This is a genomic window from Isoptericola sp. NPDC055063 (assembly GCF_053608125.1).
This window is the reverse complement of sequence record NZ_JBSGUW010000018.1, coordinates 1-3,879: the sequence shown is the minus strand read 5'-3', so window position 1 is coordinate 3,879 and position 3,879 is coordinate 1. Positions and strand designations below refer to the sequence as shown.

2 protein-coding genes and 1 pseudogene are annotated in these 3,879 nt (G+C 75.1%); 1 reads left to right on the top strand and 2 read right to left on the bottom strand.

Annotation, left to right across the window (positions count from 1 at the left end):
- Positions 1 to 138 precede the first annotated feature (138 nt).
- A complete protein-coding gene (locus ACWF41_RS19250; protein WP_380326880.1) occupies positions 139 to 996 on the bottom strand; it encodes an N-acetylneuraminate synthase family protein in 858 nt (285 codons plus the stop codon).
- Positions 997 to 1,188: 192 nt separating this feature from the next.
- Positions 1,189 to 2,337: pseudogene (locus ACWF41_RS19245) on the bottom strand (cytidylyltransferase domain-containing protein); the annotation flags it as partial.
- A gap of 180 nt (positions 2,338 to 2,517) precedes the next feature.
- On the opposite strand from ACWF41_RS19245, the gene manA reads away from it, so the two are divergent.
- Positions 2,518 to 3,798, top strand: coding sequence for a mannose-6-phosphate isomerase, class I (gene manA, locus ACWF41_RS19240; protein WP_380326877.1), 1,281 nt, complete (start codon positions 2,518 to 2,520; stop codon positions 3,796 to 3,798).
- Positions 3,799 to 3,879: the final 81 nt, after the last annotated feature.

Sequence of the window (3,879 nt, the reverse complement as noted above, 5' to 3'; positions counted from 1 at the left end):
GGGAATGGTTTTACCGGCTCCCCTTTTTTGTCTCCTCCCGCTCTGCTTCTTCTTGCTCCCTCCCCTCTCCCCTCCCCCCCCCCCCCCCCCGCCGCGCGGTCGTGCGCCCGGTCGAGCTTCTCCACCGGTCGCGTCGGGTCAGACGTCGACGCGGCGCAGGCGCGACATCGGCGCCAGCTCGCCCGGCATGACGCGCTTGGAGCCGTCGCCCATCGCCTGCTCGAGGATGCGCACGTCGCGCACCAGGTTCGCGAGGCCCTTCGGCTCCAGCGACGCGGCGTGGTCGGAGCCCCACATCGCCCGGTCCAGGGTGATGTGCCGCTCGACGGCGACGGCGCCCAGCGCCACCGCGGCGAGCGAGATCTGCAGGCCCGTCTCGTGGCCGGAGTACCCGACCGGCACGCCGTACCGCTCCCGCAGCGTCGTGATGGTGCGCAGGTTCGCCTCCTCCGGCGGCAGCGGGTACGTCGAGGTGGCGTGCAGGATGACGAGCCCGTCGGTGCCGAGGATCTCCACGGCGGCGTCGATCTGCTCGAGCGTGGACATGCCGGTCGACAGGATGAGCGGCTTGCCCGTGTCGGCCAGCGCGCGCAGCAGCTCGTGGTCGGTGACGGAGGCCGACGCGATCTTGTGCGTCGGGACGCCGAACTCCTCGAGGAAGGCGACCGAGGGGACGTCCCACGGGGAGGCGAACCACTGGATGCCGCGCGACTTCGCGTACTGGTCCACCTCGGTGTACTGGTCGTGCTCGAACTCGACCCGGTACTTGTACTCGAGGTACGTCATCTCGCCCCACGGCGTCTGCCGGATCTTGTCCCGCTGGTCCTTCGGGGTGCTGATCTCCGGCGTGCGCTTCTGGAACTTCACGGCCTGGCAGCCGGCGGCCGCCGCGACGTCGATCAGCTGCTTGGCGATCTCGACGTCGCCGTTGTGGTTGATGCCGATCTCGCCGATGACGTACACCGGCCGGCCGGCGCCGACCTCGTGGTCGCCCACGCGGACGACGTGCTCCGCGGGACGCTCGGCGGGGCGCTCGGCTGCTGTGGTCGTGCTGGCGGCGCTGGAGGTGCCGGTCATCGGGGTGTCCTTCCGTTCGTGGAGCTCAGGGCTGCGACGCGAGGTCGCGTCGGGGCGGGCTGCGAGGATCCGCTCGCAGACCTCGCGGACGGCGCCGTGGCCGCCCGCGCGGTCGAGGACGACGCGCGCGGCGGCGGCGACCTCGGGGTGGGCGTCGGCCACGGCCACGGGCCAGCCGACGACGGCGAGGGCGGGCAGGTCGTTGACGTCGTTGCCGACGTACGCGACCCGGCCCGGGTCGAGGCGGTTGACGGCGCACCAGTCGCGCAGGGCGGTGGCCTTGTCGTCGACGCCGTGCAGCACGTCGACGCCGAGCTTGCGGGCGCGGGCCGCCACCACCGGGTTGGTCTCGGTCGACAGGATCAGCAGCGGGACGCCGGCGCGCTTCAGGCGCGCGACGCCCATGCCGTCGCCGCGGTGCACGCGCACGCTCTCGGTGCCGTCCTGCGCCACGTAGGCGGCGTCGTCGGTGTGCACGCCGTCGAAGTCGGTCACCAGGGCGTCGACGTCGATCGGCGCGTCGGCCGGGGCGCCCGCGGGCGCGGCGCCGGGCTGGTCCAGCAGCGTGCGGGCCAGCCACAGGTCTCGGGGCTCGTCGATCTCCAGCGACCACTCGGCGGCCACGGGCTGCAGGCCCACCGACCCGAAGAAGCGGCTGCCCGCCTCCCGCAGCCCGGCCGTGCGCATCGCGTAGAACGCGCCGGTCTCGCGGAAGTGCGGGGCTCGGTCCTGGCGCCGCGGGCGGTGGTCGGTGCCGTGGCCGACGGGCGTCGGGCCGTCGTCGTCGAGCCGCCACTGGAAGTCGTGCGTGGGAGCCACCGCGACCACGACGTCGTGCGCGCCGTCGGCCACCTGGCGCACGGCGGCGTCCAGGTCGGCCGGGTCGACGAACGGCGACGTCGCCTGCAGCAGCACGGTGACGGCCGGGTCGGGCGCCTCGGGCAGGTCCGCGCGCAGGGCGTCGAGCGCGTGCAGGACGGCGGACTCGGAGCTGGCCGTGGCGCCGGCGAGGTCGGCGGGACGCCGGACGACCCGCGCCCCGTGCGTCGCCGCCTCGCGGGCGATCTCGTCGTGGTCGGTGGAGACCACCACGGCGGACACCGAGGGCGCCGCCAGCGCCGAGCGGACCGCCCGTGCGACGAGCGTCGTGCCGCCCACGCGCTGCAGGTTCTTCAGCGGGATGCCCGCCGATCCGCCCCGTGCGGGGATCACGACGAGCGCACCACGGTCGGGGTCTGAGCCCGGGTGGATGTCGTTCATGGCGGCGACACTAAGAGCGCGACAAGGCGCCGTCGGCCCTTTCCGGCCAACTGTCGCCGAACATCAGGATGCCGTCAGGTGAACATTTCCGGAGCGTGTGCGGGAATGGTTCCCGGCCCTTTCCGCGTGCCCTTTCATGGAGGAAGTCATCGCGAGAGTTCCCCTGTCCGAGGAGGTCCGATGGACGCCCTGACCGCCCGCACGTCCCCGCGCACCGCGCCCGCCACACCGACCGGCGGGATGCCCGTGCTCCCCCTCGACAACCCGGTGCGGGCGTACGACTGGGGTTCCCCGACGCGCATCCCCGACCTCCTGGGCCGCGAGCCCGACGGGACGCCCGCCGCCGAGCTGTGGCTCGGCGCGCACCCGGCAGCGCCGTCGCGGGTCCGCAGGCACGGCGGCGCGGGGCGGAGCCTCGACGAGCTGGTGGGCGCCGAGCCGCACGACGCCCTCGGCCGCCGCGTCGCCGACCGGTTCGGGCCGCGGCTGCCGTTCCTGCTCAAGGTGCTCGCCGCCGACCGGGCGCTGTCCCTGCAGGTGCACCCTCGGCCGCACCTCGCCCGCGCCGGCTACCACCGCGAGACCCGCAGCGGCCTGCCCGCCGGGCACCCGCACCGGTCGTTCCACGACGACCAGCACAAGCCCGAGATGATCGTGGCGCTCAGCCCGTTCGAGGCCCTCGCCGGGTTCCGCAGCCCGCGCTCGGTGGCCGGCCTGCTGGACGGGCTCGACGGCGTCCTCGTCGACGCCGTGCGCGCGGCGCTCGCCGAGCGGCCGTCGACCGCCGGAGTGCGCGCCGCGACCGAGACCCTCGTGGCCGCGCGCCGCTCGCCGTCGTGCGCCGCGGAGGTCGCCGCGGCCGTGGACGCCGTCGCGCGCCGGCACCGGGCCACCGGCAGGACGGGCCCGACCGCCCGCGCCGACGCCACCGTGCTCGACCTCGCCGCGCAGCACCCGGGCGACCCGGGCGCCCTCGTCTCCCTGCTGCTCAACCGCGTCACGCTGGAGCCCGGCGAGGCGATGTACGTGCCCGCCGGCGAGGTGCACGCCTACCTGGGCGGCTTCGGCGTCGAGGTCATGGCCGCGTCGGACAACGTGCTGCGCGCCGGCCTCACCACCAAGCACGTCGACGCCCCCGCGCTGCTCGAGTGCGCGTCGTTCGCCCCGCGCCCGCCGGCCCGCCCCGCCACGCTGGTGTCCGGGGGCGAGAGCGTCGTCGTCACCTACCGCGCCCCCGTCGAGGAGTTCGCGCTCACCTTCGCCGACGTCGTCCCCGGCGAGCCCGTGGCCCTCGCCGCCGACGGCCCCCGCGTCGTCCTCGCCCTCGACGGCGACGCCGCCGTCCTCACCGGCTCCGGCGAGCTGCGGCTGCGCCGCGGCGAGTCGTGCTTCGTGCCCGACTCCGCCGGCCCGCTCACCGTCGACGGCGCCGCGCACGTTGTGTGCGCCTGGGTGCCCTGACCGTCCCGGGGGAAGGGGAAGGGGTACCAAGAGGGGGGTCGTCGGGAGGGCACGTAAGATGGGCAGTCCTGTTTGCTGGGC

Coding starts and splice junctions, on each gene's coding strand:
- manA (WP_380326877.1), top strand. CDS start 2,518: ATGGACGCCCTGACCGCCCGCACGTCCCCGCGCACCGCGCCCGCCACA.